Genomic DNA, 23,163 nt, shown 5'->3' on the forward strand with positions numbered 1-23,163 from the left:
ACGGGGAGGGTTGGATGACGGATTATAAGGATTTTGTTCTTCAGGTCGAAATCCTCAATTTCGTGGAGACCATGGGGGATGTGCGAGATTTAAGCACATTGCGCGGAGGGTCCCGCGCTGCCTTGTTGGCACCAAAGGTGGTTGCCAAGAAATTTGCCGATAGAGTCAGTGTCAACGGCGCGTTTGAAGAATTATGGACGGGCGCGTCCATTGGCCGGTTCAAGATAAGCGTGGACCCTTCCCGATACCGGGACCACGACATCCAGGCGCTGCTGGAAAAGCGGGACTGGCTTTTCGCTTCGCTAAAGACGCAACCGGAGGAGACTTCGGGGGAAGCGGAAACGGTGGAGGATTTCGTCAACCGGATTTTGCCTCATCTGACCATCGGGCTGGCCGTAGAGCCGGATGTCTCTAACCAATGTTGGCTGACGACGCGCCGCGCGCTGGATCGCGCGATCAAGGGTAGACAATTCAAACGCCCCACCGTCGATCCGGCGCTTGGCGGTAATGCCGAAAAATATTGCCCCTATGACGGCGTGCGTCCTTGCACAAGTAAAGTTCATACGCCGAAGGAAAAGGCCGATGAGGCTTCCTTGTCTGTAGCCGCACGCCGCAGATACGGCCAAAAGCTCCGCCAGGCTTTTTATGAGCAGGAATTGGGCCGAAGCGTGGTCCCTGATCGAAAATTTTCGGACAATTTCGAAGAGATCGCGGAGAGCACGCCGAAAGGCATAAAGTTGCCGCTTTCTGTCCAGGGAAAGATCGCGGTGCTCTATCTGGATGGCAACAAATTCACGGCCACCCGCGAGAAGGCCATCAGGGAAAGTAACGTCCCGCTCGCAACCGAAAAAGACTTCGCTGAGAACGTGAAAACAGCACAAAGGGGGCTGCTTCGCGCCGTGCTTAAAAAGGTTTGCGCGCTCCAGCCGGAGGGCGTGATTCCGTTCGAGACGCTGTTGTGGGGCGGGGATGAGTATATGTTCGTCTTCCCCGCATGGATGGCGTTTCCGGTTCTGGAAACGCTCGCCGACGCCCTGCGGGATGAGGCCTGGTCAGAGATTGCGGGCGGCCAGAAGCAGCCTCTCACCCATGCCGTGGGTCTCGCCATTGCCCACTATAAAACCCCTATTCGCCAGTTGACGGAGATCGCCCGCCACATCGCGGATGAGGGCAAAAAGGCTCTTGGCAACCAAAGCGCCAATGTCATCCAGATGGAGATTTTCGAGAGCGAAAGCGCAACAGCGGGCAAGTCGGCGATCACGGCGCACCGGAAAGAACTGTTCAAGGGTGTGGAGGAAAAAGACTTCACCTTCCTGTTGGGGGAAGCCGGTGAGGATAAACAGGGTCTTCCCTCCCTGCTTGATCTGGCGGACCGGGTTCATGCTCTTGCCGCCGGGGAGAGTGGCAAGGACGAGGCGAGCCCGAACGGCGGCGAGCCCATTGCGCGGTCGCAATTATATCATCTGATCCGTCATCTGGAGCAGGAGGCCCAAGCCACCAAAATAGATCAAGAGAAGCTGAGAGAGGCGCTTGGCCTGGAGGGTGATCTATTGTGGGATCAATTTGAGGACCGCGGCGGGCGGCGCAGAGTGCTGATCAGCTTTGCGGAGTTGTGGGATTATGTGCCGGATTACGGGCCTGAGACCTCTTGTGACGCTTCCCCTCAATCCAGTTCCGAGGAGTCGTGACCATGCCGCTTTTTAAGCTCGATGTGACGATCACGGTCAAGGCGCCCTTCCTGTTCGCGGCGGAAGCCAATCCCCGATACGGGCTGGATGCCGCTTCCATCCGCAATGCGGATGGGGTGTTGATCCTGCCGGGTAGCCAGGTGAAGGGGGTCGCCCGGCACTTTTATCAGGCTGGGGATCGGGATGCTCTTTTCGGCAAGTCCTCGGCTAAGGGGAGTTGGGACCCTCAGCGTGGTCGGCTGGTCTTCGATGATCTGATATGCGAAACGCCGGAGCCCGAAGCCGTCGCCCAGATGACCCGCATCAGGATTGATGAAGGAACGGGAGCGGTCGAAACCGGCCATATGCTGGTGATCGACAGCCCCTTCCTGCCTGAGACCAACGTGACCTTCAAGGGCACGGCCTATCTGGACGCAGAAGAGGGGCGGCAACAGGATATCACGCAGGCCGTAGAGCGCAGCCTGAAAGCGGCCCACGCCATCGGGGCCATGAAATCGGTCGGCTTCGGGCGGATTCAGAAGGCGAGTGTCAAGTTTGCCGAGCCTGTGCAGGCCCCTCTGGACGGGACCGAGTGGCAGCTAACATGCACGCCGGATCGGCCTTTCCTCGTGAATGCCACGCGGCCATCGGAAAATGTGATTGAGGGCAGCGAGGCAATCCCCGGTGCGGCGCTGAAAGCGGCCCTGGCCGCCGGTTTCAAACGCGCGGGTGAGAAGGATTATGACGCCCTGATCGACAGCATTCGCATCAGTCACGCTTTTCCGGTCAATACCGGGCCGCGCCCCAAAACGCCCCCGCTGTCTCTGGTCAAGGCGGAGCCGGATGGTCGCCCCGAATTCCGCGATATTTTCACCGATGATGTGTCCGACCTCAAAGACCCGCTGTTCTTTTATCAGGCCGATTTCAAGGATGGAGACTGGGAAGAAATACCGGAAGACTTCCGGTCAGATGCCGATTTGCGACACGAATACCGGGTTCATACCAGCATCACAGAGGGCACCTTCACAGCCGAAGAGGGCGCGCTTTACGCTCTTAAATGCATTGTGCCGGGCTCGCATAAATGGGTCGCGCACCTTTCATTGCCGGGGGATTGCAAACCCGATGATAGAGACCGCTTGAAAAAGGTTCTGGGTCAAGGCCTGTACCCGGTCGGCCGCACATCCGCCATGCTGGCGGTGACCGCAGAAGAGGCCGAAACTGTGGACCTGCCTGAGGGCGAATGCCTCGCCGTTACATTGCAGACGCCCGCCTGCCTCCACACCGCTGATGATGTGCAGGCTTTCAAGAAAAGTAAGAACCCCGGCCAATGGCTCTGGGATGTGTATGCGAAATATTGGGAAACTCTCGGCTGCACGCTCAAGGATTTCCGCGCGGCTCAGCATTGGGCGGGGGGTGCGCTGGCATCCCGCTACCCTCTGCCAGTCCAAGGCTACCACCCCTGGCTTTTGACCAGCGCGGGCAGCACCTTCCTCATTGAGCCCGGCGAGGGCCATTACCTGAAAGAAGCGCTTGTCCGCGGCCTTCCGCCCGCGATCAAGGAGGACTGGAGAACCATGCCGTTTGGCCGCCGGGTGGGATATGGCGAAATTTATATTCGGCCCGCAAAGCAGGGGGGCGCAGCATGAAACAGCCAACCACCATCACGCTGACCCTGAAAACCGAAACCCCCCTTCATGTAGGCGGGGATGATCCGGCCATTCTGCACCTGTTCGCCAAGGATGAGAACAAGGCGGATCAGGTCACATCCGCGGGCATATTGAAGGATGCCAAGGGCAATCCCTGGATTTCAGGCGCCACCCTGAAGGGCGCATTGGGCGCTCTTGCGGATGGCGACCGGGATGCCCTGTTCGGCAAGGCGGAGAAGGGAGAAACCAACGCTGACGAGACGGAGGAGGAGACAAAAATCACCGCCGGTGCGCTCTGGGTCGGCCCCCTGGTCATGAATGGGAATGATACGCCCGTTCTGGACGATACCCCCCATGTGCGGATCGACCGGCGCACCGGCGCGGCGGAAGACAAGAAGCTCTATGCCGATAAATGGGTGCCCGCCGGTGTCAAATTCACCACCACGCTCACCCTTTGGGCTAACGACGAAGACACGCAATCCAAAGTGAAGAACCTCATCTTCAGCCTCAGGGAGCACGGCCTCAGGATCGGGCGCAAAACCGGTCAGGGCATGGGGCATCTTTCCCTCGTTACCGTCGAAGGGATAAAGGAGCGTGCTTCAAATACCAAGAGGGGCGACACCCCCCTCCACACGCTCATCCTGCACTGCGAAGGCCCCTATATCACGCTGGACCAGACCGCACATAAGGACGACGCGCAAGGGCAAGCCGAAGAAAAGAAAAACACCCTCAAACCCCTCATTGCGGACGGTTATCCCGCCCTGCCGCCCAGCAGTTTCAAGGGCGCGCTTCGCCAGGCGTTCCACTGGCACCTGTCGCTGGATGCAACCTGCAACGGCGACGATGACCGGGACCGCATCCTGTCTGCCGCCAGTGAGGCGTCCAATCTCAGCCCCATAGAGCGGCTGTTCGGAATTACCGGCTTTCGCGGCTTGTTGCAGTTCGAAATCACGCCTTTGAAGGATGAACACCACGCCAAGCCCGTCGAACTCGCCGGGGTGACCATAGACCGCTTCACCCAAGGCACGGTGGATGGAAACCTGTATAAAGTTGAGGCCCATTGCAATGTGGGCTTTGAGGTCCGCCTCCGCCTGGATGAGCGCCGCGCCGCTGACGGCGACACAGCCGCCCTTGAAGCCGGCCTTAAAGCCATCGCACAAGACGGCCTCCGCCTCGGCCACGGCACCACCACCGGTTTCGGCTGGTTCAATGCCAAGGTCCATAGCGACACAGGAGACAAACAATGACCCACGCCCCCTATCGCTTCGCGCCGGTCGCGCAAAACGTTGTGGCGCCGGACCAGTCTTACGATCAGATTGATGTGGGTACCCCGCGCCAGGGCACCTATTCGGGGGTGTTGTCTCTTAGCTGGATTGCGCAAACCCCGGTCTGTGTCGGCGGCGCCGCTGGCGATCAGAAAGACGAGAACGGCCTGCCCTTGGTGCTGCCGGTTCAGGTGGGTGGGCGCTATTGCCTACCGGGCAGCAGCCTCAAGGGGATGTTGCGCTCCGTCAGTGAAATCGCCTGCCATGCTCATCTGGGCATGGTCAGCGCGGCCAAGCCGGATCGGGACGAGCAATATGCCTGGCGCACTATTCCCTCACAAAGAGGCAATAATATAGCTACATATGAAATCAAATTGACAGAGGCCCGGTGCGGCTGGCTCTCCTGGTCGCAGGAGCGCGGCTGGGCCCTGGCGCCGGTAAAGAATAACGATCGATTGGGCAATGAACTGGTGGCGACCCGCCGTAACCATACGAAGCGTAAGGTCCATATAGATCGCATTCTGACCTATCTGAGGCACAAGGACATTGAAGGCGTCCCTGGAAATGTGGATGCCTGGCGCGAGCTGACCATTGATCTGAAATATTCGCTGCTTCAGAAAGCGGGTGCGGCAAGCCGGGCTTCCGGCGGCGATCTTGATGCCAGAGTTGCTAGCGCACTTCAGGCCGAGGCCGTTAGAAACATGGTGAACAGGGGCATGGACGTGAGTGCCATGCTGGCCCCTTCATTGGCCCCGGCCTCGCGGGAAGAAATCTTGGCCGCGATTAAGCGGGTGCGCGCCGGTCAGGATCAACCCGCTGACGGGCCGGATTTCAGCGATCTGGATAAGCTGGTTTTTACCGGCTATTTTGATGAACCTGGCAAGAAGCATGAATATAATTTCTCGGAACCGGGGCAGTCTCATGCGGTGTCAAATGCATATATGAACGAAATCCACCGGGTTATGGGTGATGCCAATGTGCGGGCGAGCCTGTCCGGTGAGGGCAACATCACCCAGTGGGAATTCTGGATGGCGCTTCTTGGGCATCCCGTTGTCAATGACGACAAAAAGTTTCCCCTGGCCCGAAAGGTCCGCGATAATGGTCTGAAGCATCCCTATCCTGGGTACGGAATCCCGGTATTCTACTATAAGCCGGGACATGTGCAGTTGACCGACCTGGCCGATGCCAAAAGCGCGCGTGAGTGTGGCATTTATATTGATTTCAGCCCGATCATCCGCAAGCCGTACCGCCACACCCTGTCTCAGGTTTTGGCGCGCACCCATCAGGGCGAAACCGGCGAAGGGGCGGATGCCGCAACTTACAGCATTCCCCGCTTTGATGAACCCGGCGGTTGGGATTTTGCCAAGGCGCTGTTCGGCGCGGTAGAAGATACGGAATCCGGTGCCAAGGAAACCGGCGCTGATGATCGCCGCGCCCTGAGAAGCCGGGTGGAAATGGGTTTTGCCATGGGACCAAAGGTGGATAATGTGCAGCCCGCGCAAACCTGGGGCACCTTTAACGCGCCCCGCGCATCTTATTCGGCGTTTTATCTGGATGCGAGCGCGCGCGGGGGCGGACAGAGGGGCTATGACAGCCCACACGCCCGCATTGCGGGGCGGAAACGCTATCCGGTGAAACCGGCGGAAAATAATGGCCCCTTGACCACGGTTGACGATCAAACCCCGAGACCGAGGCGGGATACTGCGCTTGCCTTCCTGCCTGAGGGGACATGCTTTCAGCAGACCATTCGGTTCAAGAACCTAACCCAAATCGAACTTGGTGCCCTTGTCTGGGCCCTTACGTTCGGGTCTCTCGCCGGTCTTGAAAATGGCACGGGCCGGTACTGCCATTCCATTGGCCGCGCCAGAGCTTATGGCTATGGCGCGATCAAGCCAAGGCTGGAAGGGCAAGGCACATGGCTGGCTTTGATGGGCGAGCGGGGGGCCGAGACAGCGGCTGTGGATACCGTGTTGCAGTCTGCCTTAAATGGCTTTGAGGACTATATGAAGAGCAAACTCAACAATACAGATCTCGCCAACACACCAGCCGTCAAGGTTCTGCGGGCGGCCGCGCATATGGGCACGGGTGCGGCAATGTCCGGGCAGTTGAAACAGGCGTCTTTGACGGAATTTTCCAACTGGTCCAATAACGCGCCCTTGCCAGACTATGAGGAAACGGACGACCATTCCTGAGCGATAGAAGCCGTAGTCTGTCGCATCCGCACCTCGAACTACCAAAAAGAAAGCCCCGCCGCCCGGTTATTTGGTCCGGGCGGCGGGGCTTTTATGTGTTCATAAGGGGGCGGGGTATCGGTTTGCCCTGAATGCTGTCAGCCGAAAAAAGTCAGAATCGCCGTCGAAATCCAGTATCAATGGGCTTGGGTCTGCCCTGAATGCTGTCAGGTATGGTGGGGCAGCTTTTGGGCTGGCGAACCGTATCAATGGGCTTGGGTCTGCCCTGAATGCTGTCAGGGAGCGCAAGGGCAAAAAGGAAAAGCGGCTGGGTATCAATGGGCTTGGGTCTGCCCTGAATGCTGTCAGGTCGATTCGCTGGGCGAAAACGCCGCCAGCGTCGTATCAATGGGCTTGGGTCTGCCCTGAATGCTGTCAGGGCAAAAGCCTGCCGTGTCTTGGCACAGCATGTATCAATGGGCTTGGGTCTGCCCTGAATGCTGTCAGGCCGCGAGATGGCCTCTAAAGACCAGCGCCACAGTATCAATGGGCTTGGGTCTGCCCTGAATGCTGTCAGGACGGGCATTCAGCCCGTCTGGGTCGGCACCGTATCAATGGGCTTGGGTTTGCCCTGAATGCTGTCAGGGTGGGTGCGGACCGCCCGCCGCATCGCCGCGTATCAATGGGCTTGGGTTTGCCCTGAATGCTGTCAGGCTACCCTCTGTATCTTCTCTGTCAAGGCTTTTGATTTCCGGTGGAATCCACGGGGTAAGCCTGCAACCTGGGTATTTTCAGATATTTTACAGGAATATTTCATATATTTCTTCATTTTTTACTTTATCTCCAATATATTATCAAAAATCCACGGGGTTCGCAATCGGGGGCGGGTGGCATGGATGGGTCTTTGTTTGGGGACGTGTGCACGTTGGACAGGCTCGGCGCGGCCTGGTTGAAGGTGCGGGGCAATGGGGGTGGCCCCGGGTTGGATGGCATGACCACCGCGCTGTTCGAGCAGGCGGTGGACCGGCATCTGGCCCGGCTTCACCGCCAATTGGTGCGCGGCACGTACCGCCCCGATCCGCTGAAGCTGATCCGCATTCCCAAAAAGCGCGGCGGCATGCGGCGGCTGGCCATTCCCACCGTGCGGGATCGGGTGGTGCAGACCGCCATGGCGCAAACTCTCACCCCCGTGCTGGACCCGGAGATGGAGGACGCCAGCTTCGCCTATCGCCCCGGTCGCGGCGTGCGGCAGGCGGTGGCCCGCATCCGCATGTATCACAAGGCCGGTTATCGCCATGTGGTGGAAGCCGATATTGACGATTATTTCGATACCATTCCCCATGCCCGTCTGCTGGCCCGGCTGGAACGCACCGTGCCTGATCCGCGCCTGTTGGCACTGGTGGCAGACATGCTGACCACCGCCACCGAGGGCGCGGACATCGGCGTGCCACAGGGCAGCCCCCTTTCGCCGCTGCTGGCCAATCTGTATCTGGATGATGTGGATGAAGCGATCGAAGGGGCGGGGGTGCGTCTGGTGCGCTTTGCCGATGATTTCGTGCTGCTCTGCCGCACCCCGAAACGGGCGCAAGCGGGCCTGCGCCGCATCACCGATCTGTTGGCCGCCGAGGGGCTGCGGCTGGACCCGGAGAAAACCCGGCTGGTGGATTTCGAAACCGGATTTCGCTTTCTGGGGCATTTGTTCGTGCGCTCCATCGTGCTGGAATCCAAGGCACCGGACGATCTGCCCCCGTCCCCCGCGCTGGGCGATCCGGCCCCGGATGACCTGCCGCCGCCCGATCCCCCGCAACCCGCCCGGCCTTTGGCGCAGGCGTCGGCGAACAGCGCGGAGGATGCCCCCCATCAGGCCCCGTCCCCCTTCAGGCCGCTATATATCCTTGAAAAAGGCCACCGGCTGGCGGTGCATGGGGCGGGGCTGGCGGTGGAAGGGCCGGGGGACGAACGCGGCCGCCGCCGCGCGGTGCTGACCCTGCCGCCGGGCGGGGCCGGGCGCGTGGAACTGGGGCCGGATGTGGACGCAACGCCAGAGGCCCTGCGCCTCGCCGCCGCCGACGGGGCGGAAATCACCTTCACCAATGGCCACGGCCAGCCGGAAGCCCGCCTGGCGCCCCCCGTGGCGGAGGCGGAGCGCCACCGCCTGCATCTGGCACAGGCGGAAGCGGTGCTGAACCCCGCCCGCCGCATGGTGCTGGTGCGCAGCCTGGTGGCCGGGCGGCTGCACAATCAGCGGGCGCAGCTATATCGCTGGAACCGGCCCCGAAAGCAGGAAAGCATCAAGGAGAGCGCCCGTCGCATTGGCCGCCTGATCCGCAAATTGCCGCTTGCCGACAATGTGGAGGCCGCCATGGGGGTGGAGGGGGAGGCCGCCGCCCTCTATTGGCCCGCCATGGCCCGCGCCCTGCCGGAAGGGTGGACCGATGGCCGCCGCCGCCGCGCGCCCGCCGATGATCCGCTGGATGGCATTCTCAATTTCGCGGCCTCGCTGCTGGCGCGCGATATGGGGGTGCTGATCCTGCGCCGCGGCCTGCATCCGGGCCTGTCGCCGCTGCATGCGGTACAGGACGGGCGGCCCAATCTGGCGCTGGATCTGATGGAGGAATTTCGCGCCCCGCTGGTGGAAGGGCTGGCCGTTTATCTGATCATGAACCGGCTGCTGGATCTGGCCCATTTCGCACCGGGCGAGGGCGGCGCGGTACGCCTGTTCCCCGAAGGCGCGAAACGCCTGATCCGCGGCTATGAAGACTGGCTGGACCGCCCCGTGGTCAGCCCGGAAACAGGCCGCCGGGGCCCGTGGCGCACCCTGATGGCCGATCAGGTCAGCCGGTTCGCCCGCGCCGTCGCCAACGGGGACACCTATACCCCCTACGCCATGGACTATTGATCCCGCCACCCCGACCGCCGCACCCATCCCGCCAATGGCCTTGGTGTGGCCCTGTGGGGTCACAGCCTCGAATCTGGGAGGAAATTCGGGTCGGGCAAGTATCAATGGCCTTGGTGTGGCCCTGTGGGGTCACAGCACGGTCTGTACGGCGATGCGTTCGCCATCTCGTATCAATGGCCTTGGTGTGGCCCTGTGGGGTCACAGCAGTGAGTTTGCATTGGAAAATGCCCTGCGCGTATCAATGGCCTTGGTGTGGCCCTGTGGGGTCACAGCCCCTCCTCCAGCACAGAACAAAAGAGGCAGACGTATCAATGGCCTTGGTGTGGCCCTGTGGGGTCACAGCAAGTCTCCACACAACCCCGTGGAGTTGCTCGTATCAATGGCCTTGGTGTGGCCCTGTGGGGTCACAGCACACAAGCCAGCGCCAGGCGGCGTGAACTAGTATCAATGGCCTTGGTGTGGCCCTGTGGGGTCACAGCCTACCCTCTGTATCCGCTATGTCAACACGCTTGTTATTCTGGCTTATCCACGGGGTCCAAGAAAAATATCCATATAACGATATGAATTTTCAAATCAAGCGCCATGATCCGCAATTTATATCAATAATTTTAGTATATTACATAAAATCCACAGGGTTCGCAATCGGGTATGGCTGGGCGGGAAGAAAGGATTGGCGATGCGCCGGGGCCGCGTTTATTCTGGCGAAACCGGTTTTTTACTGACAGGGGCGGTTTATGGCGGCGGATTTTACGGGTTCGGGTTTGGCTGGGGCAGGGGCATGAGTGGCGGGCTTTGGCTTTTTGCCTATGATATTTCCGATGATCGGGTGCGGCGCAAGGTGGCCGAAGCGCTGGAGGAAGTGGCCATGCGCGTTCAGGCCAGCGTGTTTGAATTTTATGGCAGCCGCCAGCAGGCGGATCGCCTGATGGCTGATCTGGTCGCGCTGACACCGGCGGCGGAGTCCATCCGTCGGTATCGGGTGCCGGCCTCGGCCTTTGGCGGGTGCGCCGCGCACGGCCTGCCGCCCGCCCCGCAGGCGGCGGCCTATTGGCTGTTATGAGGGATTTCGCCTTTCTGCACACCCCGGCGGACGCTGTGTCCCCGGCGGTGCTGGGCGATCTGTGGCGCCATGCCACGCTGACGGTTGAAACCGCACGCCCCGATGCGCTGGAAACAGGCCCCTGGCTGCCGGGGGCGTTTCGCGGGGCGCTGGGCCGACAGGTCCATGCCGCCGCTGACGGGGGCGCGCCGGGCGCGGCGCTGCTGCGGGCGGCGCTGTTCGATACGCTCGGCCAGTATCACGGCAATCAGCCCATTCCCAAGCCCGCCCTTGTGCAGGTGGATGACGACGGCACGCGGGTGCGGTTTCGCCTGCGTCTGTTCGGGGAAGCCATGGTGTTCACCGACTTTCTGGCCGACCTGGCCATGCGTGCGCTTGCCGGGGGGCTGCCCCTGCGGGAAAATGGCCGCCAGCGGGTGGCCTATGAGGTGCTGGATGCCTATTCGGACCCGATCACCCATGTTCGGCCCGTATCGGCGCCGCTGTCTTCGGCGGTGCTGGTGTTTCGCACGCCCCTGTGTGTCACCCGGACGGGCGCGATGGCGGGCTCGCTCGACCGGCTGTTGCTGAATATGCTGAACCGGCTTGCCGGGTTGGCGCGCTGGCAGGATATGGCGCTGGATACCGCAGCCGCGGTGGCGGCGCTGAAAGCGGCACCGCCCATTGTTCGGGCCGAACGCATGACCCCCATAAGCTGGACCCGCTACAGCCTGCGGCAGGGGGATCAGCCGATTGTTCAAAAAGGCATGATCGGAACCCTGGCGCTGGAGGGGTTGCCGGATGTGGCGCGCATCATCCTGCCGCTGGCCGAGACCTGCCATGTGGGCGGTCAGACTGTGTTCGGCTTTGGCCGTTTCGAGCTTGGCGGGTTTATTGGTCGAGAGCGGGCGCCCGGCGGCGCATGACAAAGGTTACGCCGGGATTGGATTCTTTTAGCCGGGTCAGCACGTCTTCCACGCCGCGCTGTGAAATCGGCCTGTTTCCCGGCCCGAAAAGCTGCCGGACCTTCCAGCCCGCCTGCTCGGCCAACAGTTCGCCCACACGGGGCGGCTGGTGTGTGCCATTGGGCAGGATGGTTCCATCCAGCCGGAAATAGGCGGCGGGCACGCCGGGCGGTCCGCAGGGGCCGTGGCGCAGGCAGTTGCGCATAGCGCGCCCCAGGGCGCGAAGGGACTTCCGGTCCCGCACGAAGATGATGCCCGCGCCGTCTTGAAGGCTGTGTTGAGCCATGGGGGTGTAGCGCCCCATTTGCTCCAGAAAACGAAGCGGCGTGCCGCGATCCACGGCCTGCGCCATCGCCATGCGCACATCGCGCCTTTTATCGGGGGGGAAGGCGCGCTCGGAAAAGTCCGTCACGCTGAGGGCACCGTGGGCGAAGGGGTCTTCCCGCAACAGGCGGAAAAGTTGCTCGCTCAGCAGCCAGTCCGGCAGGTCGAGGGCGCCGATCAGGGCGCGCTTTTCAAGCAGGGGGGTGCGGCTAAAAACCTTTCCATAGCGTCCGCCGGGCCGGCCCATGGCGGCGACGTGATCGCCCAGCCAGGTGCCCTCTGGCGGCAGGCCGGTCGGCCCGAAGATCGCGCGTCGTTCCCGGATAAAACGGGTGCTTCCCGGTTTCAGGGCTTTCATGAAGTCGCCGATCCGGTCTTTGGTCAACAGGGCGGCGATGGTGTCCGCCGCGTGGTTGCCGGTGGGGAAGGGGCGGAACAGGGCGACCTGATCGGGCAGGTCGGTTTTCAGGCTTTTGTATGGGATACTGAACAGATGCAGGCGAAATGAAAGGGACAGGCAGGCCAGATGCATCAGCCGCCACTGGCCGCGCTTGATCCGGCACAGCCGTTTGCGCAGGTTCATGGGAACCCGGTTCAGGTATTCGGCCAGTTTTTCCGCCAGCCAGGGCTTGAGCCGGGTCAGCTCCGGGTCCGAGTGTGCGGGGATGTCCACGGCGCTGTCGACGGCCAGGTGGTGCAGTACGGTATCAATGTCGGGCTCCAGGTCCGGGCCCAGCAACGGCCCGATATCGGGGCTGGCCAGCGCGCCCGCCTTGTCCGGCTGTGTGGCCCAGATCCCCATATGGCGATCCGGGTAGCCGAAATACCAGTGTGTGTCGCGTATCCGGAAGCTGAATCCGTTTGCGTCCGCGTGACCGGGTCGGGTGTCGTCGGCGGCATGGATGGGGTGCATGTGCATAGGGCTGCTCCTGCTTGCGAACCGGGCGGCTATGGTATGATGTTCGTAGCCACGGCGCGCTCAAAAAAGCGCTCCCGCTTTGAAGGTGCCGGGGGTGCCCCGCTTGTCAGCGCAGCCAGGCGCCGGGCTGCCGGTCCCGCGTCGGAATGATGCCGCCGGTTCCGCTGCCGCGCAGCACCGCGCCAAGCCTGTCCGGCAGGGTCTGCGGTGTCAGCCCCTCAAAGCCCAGAAGGGAAATCCCGGCGCGCCTGGCAAGCCGGTCTGCCGGCCTGATCCGGGGGCGCAGCTTTTTGTCGACCCAGAAGTCAAGCGTGTTCAGCAACAGCGCCCGGTCGTGCGCGGCGCCATATCGGGTGCGCTTTTCCGACAGCGTCGCCACGGCATGGTCCAGCGGCATTCTGCCGGGCCGATAGTGGTGGGCATAGATGCGGAACGCCTTGCAGGAGACAAACAAAAGCCGCCCGCGCCAGGCCGCCACCACATCCAGTTCATTACGCTGCCCGCCGCCGGAGTAAGGCGTGACAAGGGCGGAGCAGAGCGCATCGTCCGCCCCGGCTTCCAGCAGGCTGCCCCAGCATAGTTCCTCCAGCCAGCCGCCGGACAGATATCGCCGGGCCTGTGCCGTGGATGCCATGGCCCGGCCACCGCGCAGGGTCAGAAGGCCGCTGTCGGACAGCGTTTGCACCAGCGCCGTGCATTGCGGGTTCAGGATTGCCATGATGACGCCGCGGCGCCAGTCCGACATGAGCAGGCGGCGCACCACGTCAAAGCGGTCATACTGATCGCCCAGCAGCCGACTGACGGGCAGCCGCTGCCTTGCGGCCCATGGTGCCGTGTGGCTGCCTTCCAGGCGGGTGCCGCGCCGGGCCAGAAGGTGGCGGATATGGCCGCCGTGTCCGTCAGCGGCGCGGGGGCGGTAATGGGCGGCGGTCACGGGTGATGAGCCTTTCACGAGACAGGAAGGTGAGTGTGCACCTTAACCGGATGGTGCAGAACTTTCAAAGACCAGACCATCTTTTGATTGATCTTGTACAAACCCTGATCGCATTATCAAAAGCCGTATCAATAGGGAGGTGGGAATGAGTGGCAATGCCGGATTTGAATTTGCGGCTTATGTGCACCGGTTGCTGACAGGCGGCGACGGGATGCGCATCACGGACGTGGCAGAGGCCACGGGGCTGTCCTATGACGTGCTTTATTCCCGGCTGTCCCAGAGGGTGCATTTCCGCCCGGCGGAGATCAGGCGCTTGTTCCTGGCCATGAAAGACCCCCGGTTGCTGGATTATTTTGTCGAGGACAGCGAGCACATGATCGTTCGCCGAATGGATGCGGGCTGCCCGGTGGAGACGGTTCAGGAAGGCACCCTTCAGGGGACCATACGCATGGGCGATATCGCCCGCGCCATACAGAAGGCGCTGGAAGATCAGCGGATCGACCACAGGGACAAGGCCGCCATTCTTACCGAGGTGAAGGAAGCGGAAGAAGCGCTCGCCAGTTTGCGCGCCTATCTGGAACAGTGATTGTGGCGGAAGGACCCTTGATGAAGTGGCTTTTGAAGCGGTTGGCCCTGGTATCGGTTCTGTTGCTGGCGGGGTGTGGTGATGGCGCGTCCTATCTCTCGGCGGATAGTGACAAAGTGCAGGCCATCTCGGCGGAGGAGTTCGCGGCGCGGCTGCCACGCCTCGCGCAGGAGCCTGCCCTGATGGATCGGCCTTTCTTCCGCTTTCTGTCGCTCGCCGCCACGCCGAAGCAGCATGATCGCTTCCTGTCCCGCCTCGATCGCCTTCCTTGGTTCGGGGACCCGGTGGCCGCCCATGCCGTGGCGGAGCTTTACCCCGCCTATTATGCCGATTTTCTGAAGCGGGAAAGTGTGGGGCTGTTCGTCTATGTGGATGGAGACCGGAGCCTTGGCGATGCGGTGCGGGCCGCATTGTTGCGCTATCTGCCGCCGCATGTGCGGCTTGTGGATCATCCTTACGGGGCGGACCTTGAAGTGCGTTTCGCCGGCCTGTCCCGCGATGTGGATCTGGTGGAAAAATCGCGCAAATCGGTAAGCAGCCGCTATCCAAAGAAGTATCGCAAGGATGATCTGGCCAGATGTCAGCAATTGTTGCGGGGGCACTATACCCTGATCAAGCAGGCATTTCGGGCCCGGTTGCGATATCGCCTGTCCATGAGCGCCCGCGGTGCGCTGGTGTATGATGAAACCATGCGGGACAAGGCATCCGCCGATTTCAGAACCGGGGCTGACCTCAGGGCGGAAACGCCGTGCGGGCGTCGCAGTACAACGGTTTTTCCGGGGGATAATGTGCGCCGCCTGTTCGACGATGTGGCGCAAAAGCAGGATGCCCGGTTCCGGCTGGACCGGTCAATCGCGCAGGATCTTGCCTTCCAGGTGGGGCGGCTGCCCATGCCCCTGAGGCGGGATCTGTACTAAGCCGGTTCCGCTTGCGCGCCGTCTCAGCCCCTGCGGCCCAAGCCGCGGGGGCTTTTTTTATTCGGAATACAAATCCTGGATTTCAAAATTTCGCGTCTGCTTTGTTGGCGGGCCGCGCATCGCCGCGGGTAGCATGGGTCTCCTTGTGCAGCAATGGAGGATCGCATTATGGCTCGCCCCGTTTCCTTTGATAGCCACGTTACCGCCACGGTTTCCACGCCTTATGTCTTTTCCATCTCCGATTTCCGGTCTGACGACCCTGACGGCGACCCGATCACTGAAATCCGTATTCGCGATCTGCCGGATCATGGCACGCTGGCGCTGGACGGCGCGCCGATCACGTCGTCTTCTTTTTCCATTTCACTTAACGATATCCTGCTGGGCAAGCTGACCTATACGCCCGCCGCGAACGGGGCCGGTGGCCATTTCGATGAACTGGATTTCGGTGTGGTGGACGAGACCGGGGAAACCTCTTTTTCTGACACTGTCTCCATCACCGTGGCGCCCCCCGGCACGCCGGCTGGAGAAGCCATTGATTTCGGGGTCAACAGTTTCACCGATTTCGCTCAGGATGACCCGGCGCTTTCCCCGCTTAAGGACGGCGGCTTCATCGCCGTGTGGATGTCCGACCGTCAGGACGGCGATGAAGGTGGCATTTTTGCCCAGCGGTTTGATGCGGGCGGGAGCCCGATCGGGGACGAGTTTCAGGTCAATACCGAAACCGACAACTATCAGAGTCGCCCCGATGTCACCACGCTTGAAGACGGCAGCTATGTGGTGACCTGGGACAGTGCGGCGCAGGATGGTAGCGGTGCGGGTGTATTCGCCCAGCGATTCAGCCCGGATGGCGCGCCGCTGGGGGGTGAATTTCAGGTGAACAGCGAAACGTCCTCTGATCAATATAACGCCGCCATCACGGCGCTGGATGGTGGCGGCTATGTGGTTACCTGGGAGTCTTTCGAGCAGGACGGGGACGAAAGCGGGATTTTCGGGCAGGTCTTCAATACTGCCGGTGACCGGGTCGGCAGCGAGTTTCAGGTGAACAGTACCACCATCGACAATCAGGATGCACCCGAAGTGGCGGCGCTGTCCGATGGCGGATTTGTGGTGACATGGGACAGTTTTTCCGATGCCGGGCAGAACGACATCATGGCTCAACGCTTCAATGCCAGCGGTGTGGCGCAGGGCGGTGAAGTGGCCGTCGCCGCGGGATCGACTGACCAATATTCTCCTGACGTGACAGGGCTTTCTGATGGTCGCTACGTGGTCACTTGGTCTCATGGTGGTGAGGTGGCAGCGCGCATTTTCTCGGCGGATGGAACCCTGCAAAAAAGCTTTTTTGTGAATACGCACACAGAAAATGCTCAAGAAAACCCTGCCATCACCACACTGGAAGATGGTGGATTTCTGATCAGTTGGCAGTCATTCGATCAGGGTAACCACTTTGACTGGGCCGTCTTCGGGCAACGCTATGACGCAAACGGCAATCCGGTGGGCGGGGAATTCCGGATCGGCACTGAGATTTTTGAGGACTCTTTCAACCCATCCATTGCCGCGCTCGACGGGGGCGGATTTGCCGTGGGCTTCGAGAGCGACAGCGAGATCCGCGCCCGTGTGTTTGAAGAAAATGTGCAGGTCGGTACGTCCGGTGCGGACAGCCAGGTGGCGCGCGATGATAATGATGCCCTGATGGCCAGCCCTGGCGCTGACACGCTGGATGGCGGGGAGGGGCGCGACGCGGTCCTTTTCGGCCTTTCCGAAGCGGGTGTGGTGGTCAATCTGGCCACCGGGGTTGCGCGGCGCGGCGATGCACAGGGGGATTCGCTGCGCAATATCGAAGACCTGAGCGGATCGGGCTTTGGGGACCGGCTGCGCGGTTCCAGTGCCGACAACACCCTTAGCGGCCTGGGCGGAGACGATACGCTGGTGGGGCAGGAAGGGGAAGACCTGGCCTATGGCGGCGACGGCAACGACAAAATATTTGCCGGACCCGACGACCTTTCCAGTGACCTTTTCGCGGGTGGGGACGGCAATGACCTGATCGCAGGCGGTGCCGGGCAGGACCTGATCGTCGGCGACCATGCTTCCACTGCCGGGTCTGGTCAGTCGACGCCTGCGGCCGATGGCGCCGACACCCTGTTCGGCGGAGCAGGCAACGATACGGTGATCGGCGGGGCCTGGTTCGATGTCAACAATAATGGTCAATATGACAATGGGGAAGAAAGCCTGATCAATCTGGGGGCCACCCGCACCTTTAATGGCAACGGCAATGATCTGGTCTTTGGCGCTGCCGGAGATGATGTGATTGGCGGCGGCACGGGCAATGATACCCTGGTGGGCGGCGACGGGGCCGATACCTTTTTCGGCGGGCGCGGCGCCAATGTTCAGAACCGGGATGTGATCAATGCGGGCGCAGGCAATGATACGGTTTTCGCAGGCTCCGACGATGACAGCCTGTCTGGCGGGGACGGGGATGATGATCTCTTTGCCGGAGGCGGTAATGATAGCGTAAGGGGCGGTGCCGGGGATGACAGCCTGTTTGGCGGTGCCGGCGATGACCGCTTGGTTGGCGGTACCGGCAGCGACAATTTCTTCTTCGCCGACAATCACGGCAGCGACACGATTACCGATTTCAGCTTTGACGATGACGTGCTCTACCTCGCCAATGTCAGCGCGGGGTTCGCTGATCTGCGGGCCGTGATCGATGCCTCCACCATCGTGGAACGGGGCGATACCGCCGGGCTCCTGATCGATACCGGCGGCGGCAATGAAGTTTTCATCGCCAATATCAACGCCGACCTGCTGACCCAGGATAATGTGGTTATCTAACATCGGTAGATCGTTGCCATTCGTACGCCCGGACGGTTCAACCGTCCGGGTGTCAGAGCCCGACTCAAAAGTTCATGAGATGGCACAATAGGTTGCGAGCCTGCGTGTCATGACCCTGATGCTGGCGATGGTGACCCATGCGGTGGCGCTTTTGACGGATTTCTCCCAGTCCTTTGCCAGCCTGCGGCATCGTCCGAACCATCCGAAGGTGCGCTCCACCACCCATCGGCGGGGGAGGATTTGGAAACCTTTGGCAGCATCGGAACGGCGAATGATTTCAACGGTCCATTCACCGCAGCCGGCCAAAGCGGAACGGAGCTTGTCGCCTGCGTAGCCGCCGTCGGCAAAAACGTGGCGCAGCCAGGGGAAGCGGTGCCGGATCGCCTTGAGGAGATCGGGCGCACCGTCCCGGTCCTGGATATCTGCGGCATGAACCAGCACGAACAGCATCAGGCCGAGCGTGTCGGTAATGATATGGCGCTTGCGTCCCTTGATCTTCTTGCCCGCATCATAGCCGGAAACCCCGCCGCTTTCTGTGGTTTTAACCGACTGGCTGTCGATAACACCGGCTGTTGGAGAGGCGTCGCGTCCTTCCAGTTCTCGCGTGGCTGCGACAAAGATGTGGTTGACGGTCTGCCAAAGACCGGTATCGCGCCAGCAATAGAAATAGCCCCGCACCGTGGAGGCCGGCGGAAAGTCTTTCGGCAGTGCCCGCCACTGACAGCCGCTGCCCGCGATATAAAGGATCGCGTTCATCACCTCCCGCATGTCGGTCTTGCGCGGCCGACCGCCGGATTTGGCGGGAGGGATCAGCGGCGCAACCACGGCCCATTCACGGTCGCTCAAATCAGTTGGATAACGAAGATGGTCGCGGTTATGGTGCTTGCGAGTGATATCATCCCAGGGCATTCGATCCTCCACGTTCTTGCTAGAAGTGTTGAATCACAACCCTCTGATATCACTCAATTACTTTTAAATCTGGCTCTTAGTGACCAGCCCCTTTTTCGAGGCCATTTGTGGGCTGAGTTTGTTCCCCTTTTGCGTGCCACTATTCCGCACGGTGCGCAATGGGCGCGGGCGTCAGAACACCAGGCGGTGGGCCGGGGCGCGAGGCAAAGATGTGCGAGGCAGGGGAAGGGGCGTGAGGGCGTGCTCGTGAGGTCACAGGCCATCACCCAATCTTTGTAAACTGGCTTTGGGCGCCGCCATTGCGGTTTCATCTTGCATCCGCTGTGTCGGTTTGTTTATGTAAGCGCTTTCATTTATAGGGAATCGCGGATAGGGTTGTTGAGGGAGCAGGGCGCCGTGACGGGCGCCGGACTGGTTCGCGGATCAGAAGGAGAGGGGTATTATGCGGGAAATGTCCGGGATGTTGACCTGTGCGCACAAGGCGCGGGGTCTGGTGGTGGGGCTGTTGGCTGGCCTGGTGTTGGGCGGTGCGGCTGTGGCCGCGGACCCTGACGACGGGGCTGCCGATGGGGTGGAGCAATGGCCCGTGGTCAACAGTGCGGTGCGGCCAGACCCTGAGCTGGAGGCGCGCATCGATGCCCTGATCGATCGCATGTCCGTTGAAGAAAAGGTGGGCCAGACCCTTCAGGGTGAAATTCAGCATGTGACGCCGGAAGATGTGCGCACCTATCATCTCGGCTCCGTGCTGAATGGCGGCGGGTCCATGCCCGACCGGAACAAGCACGCCACGCCCGCGGATTGGCTCGCCCTTGCCGACGCCTATTATGCCGCGTCCATGGACGAAGAGGACGGCGGCGTCGGTATTCCCATAATGTGGGGAACGGATGCGGTGCACGGGCACAGCAATGTGGTGGGGGCGACGCTGTTCCCGCACAATGTGGGGCTGGGCGCGGCGCGCGATCCGCTGCTGATCCGCCGCATCGGGGCCGCTACCGCGCGGGAGGTGCGCGCCACCGGCATCGACTGGACCTTTGCCCCCACCCTGGCGGTGGCGCGGGATGTGCGCTGGGGCCGCACCTATGAAAGCTATGGCGAGGTGCCGGCCCTTGTGCGGGCTTATGGTGATGACATGGTGACGGGCCTTCAGGGGGAGGCCGGAATGCCCGATTTCCTCGGCGACAGCCGGGTGATCGCCACGGCCAAGCACTTCATCGCCGATGGTGGCACGGCCAAAGGCGATGATCAGGGGGACACGCGCCTTGGCGAAGCCGCCCTGAGAGCGATTCACGGGGCTGGTTATATCTCGGCCCTTCAGGCGGGTGTGCAGACCGTCATGGCCAGTTTTTCATCCTGGAACGGCGACAAGCTGCACGGGCACCGTTATCTGCTGACCGATGTGCTGAAAAAACGCATGGGGTTTGACGGCTTCGTCGTGGGGGACTGGAACGGCCACGGACAGGTGCCGGGATGCACGGCTGAATCCTGTGCCGCCGCGCTGAATGCCGGTGTGGACATGTTCATGGCGCCGGATAGCTGGAAAAGTCTTTTCCACAACACCGTGGCGCAGGTGAAGGCCGGGGACATTCCGATGGCCCGCCTGAACGACGCGGTGCGGCGGATTTTGCGGGTCAAGATGCGGGCCGGTCTTTGGGAAAAGGGATTGCCGTCCACTCGGCCCCATGCGGCGGACGGGTCGCTGCTGGGCCATCCCGACCACCGTGCACTGGCGCGGGAAGCGGTGCGAAAAAGCCTGGTGCTGTTGAAGAATCGGGGCGGTGTGCTGCCCATTGATCCCGGTCTTGATATTCTGGTGGCCGGGAATGGCGCGGATGATTTCAGCCGGCAGTCCGGTGGCTGGACCGTGACATGGCAGGGCACGGACACCACGCGCGAGGATTTCCCCGGCGGCACCACCATTCTGGAGGGGCTGCGTGAGGCCGTCGCCGAAGCATCGACGGGCGGGCGTGTGCGCCATGCGCGTGATGGCCGTTTCGACGAAGCCCCCGATGTGGCGGTCGTGGTTTTCGGGGAGCCCCCTTATGCGGAATTCCAGGGTGATGTGGAAACGCTGGAATTCCAGCCGGGTGACAAGCGCGCGCTGGCTGTGCTGAAGCGGCTGAAGGCGGCGGATGTGCCGGTGGTCAGCGTGTTTCTGTCCGGGCGCCCCATGTGGGTGAACCCTGAACTGAATGCCTCCGATGCCTTTGTGGCGGCCTGGTTGCCGGGCTCCGAAGGTGCCGGGGTGGCGGATGTGCTGGTCGCTGACGATGCGGGCCGCCCGCGCCATGACTTCACCGGAAAGCTGTCCTTTTCCTGGCCGGGTACGCCCTTGCAGGCACCGCTGAACCATGACGCGGAGGGCTATGACCCGTTGTTCGCATATGGATACGGGCTGTCCTATGAAGATGGAGCCGCCGGGCCCGATACCCTGCCGGTGGATGTGCCGGGGGTTCGCCAGGGGCGCCCGAACGATCTGGTTCTGTATCATGGCCGGGCCAGCGGGGCGCTGTCGGTTTTTCTGGAAAGCGAGGGGCAGTCCGGCATGAAGTCCGGGCCGGTTTTCTCCCTGCCGGGGAAAAGCATGACCATCAGCGTCGAGGACAAGGACGTGCAGGAAGACGCGGTTCGGCTTGACTGGCGGGCCGATACGCGGGGGCGCATGAAAATATCCGGCCCGGCGCGGGATATCGCCCGGTTCCGCGAAGGTGCGCTGCGCTTTTTCCTGAAAGTGAATGAAGGCGCCGTGGATGGCGTATCCGTGGGTGTTGGCGGGAACTGGCTGTCGCTGGCGCCGATGCAGTCCGAAATGGCGGCATCGGATGGCTGGCGGCGTGTGTCGGTCCCCATGGCCTGTTTCGGCTCCGGGGCGGACCTGGGGACGGTCAGCGATGTGTTCACGATCAGGGGGCGGGGGCCGTTGTCCCTGTCTCTGGCGCGGGTCGAAATCAGCCTGGGTCAGGATCGGGCCGTGCAGGGCGGCAAGGGGCTGACGCTGGACTGTTCATGACCCGAAGCAAAGGCCCCAGGGCGCCCAAGTTCGGGCGCTGCATGGCGGGCTCAGGCGTTAGGATCACACGTTAGGATCAGGCGGCTGGTGGTGCGACGGAATTGCGGACCACCAGCCGCGGCTTGAAGCGCAGGGCGCCGATGTCACGCTCTTCCCCATAGCATTTGGACAGGATCAGGTCCGCCGCAAGGTGGCCCATATCATCGACCGGGAAGTGAACGGTGGTCAGCGGTGGCACGGCGAGCGTGGCAAAGACCACATCGTCAAAGCCGACCACGGATATATCTTGCGGAATCTGAATTCCCCGCTCGCGCAGGGCTTTCATTGCGCCCACGGCCATTTCGTCGTTGCCGCAGGCCACCGCCGTCATGGGCTGACCGCTATCCAGCAGGCGCAACATGCAGTCATAGCCGCTTTCTTCCCGATAGGTGCCTTCCGCACAAAGCGCGGGCTGCCAGGGGATGCCGGCCTGTTCAAGGGCACCTCGATGGCCTTTCAGGCGGTTCATGGCGTCGCGCTTCCATTTCGGGCCGGAAATGCAGGCGATCCGCCGGTGGCCCTGATCGATCAGATGCTGGCAGGCCAGCCTGCCGCCTTCGCGGTTGTCCAGATCGATGCAGCCGTCCTTCAGATCCTCCACATAGCGGTTCACCAGGATGAGCGGCACGTCCTTTTCGCTCAGTTGCAGCAGCTTCAGGTCGCTCAGGTCCTCACAGTGCAGGATCAGGCCATCGCAATTGCGGTTGATCAGAAAGTCGATGCCCTTTTCCTCGCTTCGGGCATTGGCGTGACCGGCGGTGATGATCACATGCTTCCCGGCTTCGCGCAGGTCCTTTTCGATCACGCTCATCAAGCCACCGAAAAAGGGGCCGTGCAACTCCGACACCAGCAGACCGATGCTGTCCGAGCGATTGGAGGCAAGCGACTTGGCGGCGGAATTGGGGTGGTAATCCAGCGCCTTGATGGCGTCTTCCACCTTTTTGCGGGTTTCCGCCTTGACCCTTACATTGCCGTTGATGACCCGCGACACGGTTGCAAGAGAGACCCCCGCAAGGCGCGATACCGCATAGATGGTTGCCATGTCAG

At 61.7% G+C, this 23,163-nt stretch carries 15 protein-coding genes and 2 CRISPR repeat arrays; of the genes, 11 read left to right on the top strand and 4 right to left on the bottom strand.

The annotated features are described in order from the left end of the window. The first annotated feature begins 14 nt into the window (after positions 1-14). The 7 genes from WGH93_RS04900 (at position 15) to cas6 (ending at position 11,613) form a co-directional block, all read left to right on the top strand. Entirely contained in the window at positions 15-1,688 is a 1,674-nt protein-coding gene (locus WGH93_RS04900; protein ID WP_374763740.1) for a Cas10/Cmr2 second palm domain-containing protein, read from the top strand. Positions 1,689-1,690: 2 nt separating this feature from the next. Continuing rightward, positions 1,691-3,313: an RAMP superfamily CRISPR-associated protein gene (locus WGH93_RS04905; protein ID WP_374763741.1), complete on the top strand. Its 1,623-nt coding sequence runs from the start codon at positions 1,691-1,693 to the stop codon at positions 3,311-3,313. Beyond that, positions 3,310-4,560: an RAMP superfamily CRISPR-associated protein gene (locus WGH93_RS04910; RefSeq protein WP_374763742.1), complete on the top strand. Its 1,251-nt coding sequence runs from the start codon at positions 3,310-3,312 to the stop codon at positions 4,558-4,560. The genes WGH93_RS04905 and WGH93_RS04910 overlap by 4 nt, the downstream gene beginning before the upstream one ends. Next, on the top strand, positions 4,557-6,770 hold the full coding sequence (locus WGH93_RS04915; RefSeq protein WP_374763743.1) for a hypothetical protein: 2,214 nt from the start codon (positions 4,557-4,559) through the stop codon (positions 6,768-6,770). Before WGH93_RS04910 ends, WGH93_RS04915 begins: the two co-directional genes overlap by 4 nt. A 173-nt stretch (positions 6,771-6,943) precedes the next feature. Further along, a CRISPR array of direct repeats spans positions 6,944-7,463; the repeat unit is 38 nt; unit sequence GTATCAATGGGCTTGGGTCTGCCCTGAATGCTGTCAGG. Positions 7,464-7,641: 178 nt separating this feature from the next. Continuing rightward, the gene (gene cas1, locus WGH93_RS04920) at positions 7,642-9,648 is read left to right on the top strand and encodes a CRISPR-associated endonuclease Cas1 (protein ID WP_374763744.1); all 2,007 of its coding nucleotides are present in this window, start codon (positions 7,642-7,644) and stop codon (positions 9,646-9,648) included. Positions 9,649-9,675: 27 nt separating this feature from the next. Continuing rightward, positions 9,676-10,127: a CRISPR direct-repeat array (repeat unit 39 nt; unit sequence CGTATCAATGGCCTTGGTGTGGCCCTGTGGGGTCACAGC). A gap of 299 nt (positions 10,128-10,426) precedes the next feature. Further along, positions 10,427-10,708, top strand: a complete 282-nt coding sequence (gene cas2, locus WGH93_RS04925) for a CRISPR-associated endonuclease Cas2 (RefSeq protein WP_374763745.1) — start codon at positions 10,427-10,429, stop codon at positions 10,706-10,708. Next, a complete protein-coding gene (cas6, locus tag WGH93_RS04930) occupies positions 10,705-11,613 on the top strand; it encodes a CRISPR system precrRNA processing endoribonuclease RAMP protein Cas6 (protein WP_374763769.1) in 909 nt (302 codons plus the stop codon). The genes cas2 and cas6 overlap by 4 nt, the downstream gene beginning before the upstream one ends. Here the strand turns inward: cas6 and WGH93_RS04935 are convergent. Both WGH93_RS04935 and WGH93_RS04940 read right to left on the bottom strand, forming a co-directional pair. Beyond that, entirely contained in the window at positions 11,579-12,895 is a 1,317-nt protein-coding gene (locus WGH93_RS04935) for a hypothetical protein (protein ID WP_374763746.1), read from the bottom strand. The two genes, cas6 and WGH93_RS04935, sit on opposite strands and share 35 nt — an antisense overlap. Positions 12,896-13,001: 106 nt before the next feature. Further along, the gene (locus WGH93_RS04940; RefSeq protein WP_374763747.1) at positions 13,002-13,829 is read right to left on the bottom strand and encodes a Card1-like endonuclease domain-containing protein; all 828 of its coding nucleotides are present in this window, start codon (positions 13,827-13,829) and stop codon (positions 13,002-13,004) included. Positions 13,830-13,974: 145 nt separating this feature from the next. Between WGH93_RS04940 and WGH93_RS04945 the strand changes: the two genes are divergently transcribed. The 3 genes from WGH93_RS04945 (at position 13,975) to WGH93_RS04955 (ending at position 18,161) form a co-directional block, all read left to right on the top strand. Continuing rightward, complete coding sequence (locus WGH93_RS04945) at positions 13,975-14,415, top strand: phage regulatory CII family protein (RefSeq protein WP_374763748.1); 441 nt, start codon at positions 13,975-13,977, stop codon at positions 14,413-14,415. 20 nt (positions 14,416-14,435) lie between these two features. After that, positions 14,436-15,332: a hypothetical protein gene (locus WGH93_RS04950; protein WP_374763749.1), complete on the top strand. Its 897-nt coding sequence runs from the start codon at positions 14,436-14,438 to the stop codon at positions 15,330-15,332. 168 nt (positions 15,333-15,500) lie between these two features. Beyond that, on the top strand, positions 15,501-18,161 hold the full coding sequence (locus WGH93_RS04955) for a calcium-binding protein (protein WP_374763750.1): 2,661 nt from the start codon (positions 15,501-15,503) through the stop codon (positions 18,159-18,161). 72 nt (positions 18,162-18,233) lie between these two features. On the opposite strand, the gene WGH93_RS04960 is transcribed toward WGH93_RS04955, so the two are convergent. Further along, positions 18,234-19,070, bottom strand: a complete 837-nt coding sequence (locus tag WGH93_RS04960; protein WP_374763751.1) for an IS5 family transposase — start codon at positions 19,068-19,070, stop codon at positions 18,234-18,236. A gap of 442 nt (positions 19,071-19,512) precedes the next feature. On the opposite strand from WGH93_RS04960, the gene WGH93_RS04965 reads away from it, so the two are divergent. Beyond that, positions 19,513-22,077, top strand: coding sequence for a glycoside hydrolase family 3 protein (locus WGH93_RS04965; protein ID WP_374763752.1), 2,565 nt, complete (start codon positions 19,513-19,515; stop codon positions 22,075-22,077). A gap of 76 nt (positions 22,078-22,153) precedes the next feature. On the opposite strand, the gene WGH93_RS04970 is transcribed toward WGH93_RS04965, so the two are convergent. Further along, positions 22,154-23,158 (bottom strand): LacI family DNA-binding transcriptional regulator, encoded by a 1,005-nt coding sequence (locus tag WGH93_RS04970; protein WP_374763753.1) that lies wholly within the window; start codon positions 23,156-23,158, stop codon positions 22,154-22,156. Positions 23,159-23,163: the final 5 nt, after the last annotated feature.

This window comes from Yunchengibacter salinarum (genome assembly GCF_037658235.1).
Classification (GTDB): domain Bacteria; phylum Pseudomonadota; class Alphaproteobacteria; order Sphingomonadales; family Kordiimonadaceae; genus Yunchengibacter; species Yunchengibacter salinarum.